Here is a 626-nt window from a genome sequence, read left to right as displayed (position 1 = left end):
GTTCGCTGGTGCAAAACCTGCGCCCTTATCAACAGATTGGCTTATCGCTGGGGCTGGACGATAACGGCATGGCCAACCGGGTGGACGATGATCGCTACCTGCCCTTCGAAGGCACCGGCGCCCATGCCGAATATGTGCTGACCTTTCCCAGGCATGAACAGCCTTCCCAAGGGCGGTTTCTGGAGTCAATGACTGACGCCATTCTGACGTTGGTTTATGAAGCCCGGGACGGCGGGACCCTTTTCGCCCAACAGGTTGAAAATTTGCTCACTCCCGCTCTCGAAACGAGTTCACCCGACAAGGCCACGCGTACCCCGCGCGCAAGGAAGACACAGTCATGAATGAAGAAAGCATTCACGCCAACTATAACTTTATCGTCAATGGTGAGTTTGATGAGGATCTGAGAGGCTGGGCCATCAATGACAGGCAAAAGGTCACCTCGCAGAGAGCGCTGTGGCAGAACAAAAATGTCGGCTTTATGAACGCCACCAATGGAGGGACGGGTGAGCAGACGATCACTCTGGCAACGCTGCCGCGTCCTGCTCCGGGCAGAGCAGATTACAAGTTGATGTTTTTCTACGAGGCGGTTTCCCGTGCCGTGGGTACATTGCGGATCAGCCCAGGTC

Annotated in this window: 2 protein-coding genes; both read left to right on the top strand. The window is 55.6% G+C overall.

The window, feature by feature from the left end; genetic code table 11:
• On the top strand, positions 1-341 hold a 341-nt coding region (locus AC1DRJ_RS31480), incomplete at its 5' end, for a Tc toxin subunit A-related protein (RefSeq protein ID WP_477805540.1).
• Positions 338-626 (top strand): hypothetical protein (locus tag AC1DRJ_RS31475; protein WP_477805539.1); only part of this gene is annotated, 289 nt, incomplete at its 3' end. The genes AC1DRJ_RS31480 and AC1DRJ_RS31475, both read left to right, overlap by 4 nt.

It is taken from the genome of Pseudomonas sp. P5_B2 (assembly GCF_056400445.1).
Note: the sequence above shows the minus strand (reverse complement) of the source record. Positions and strands in the feature narration are given on the sequence as shown.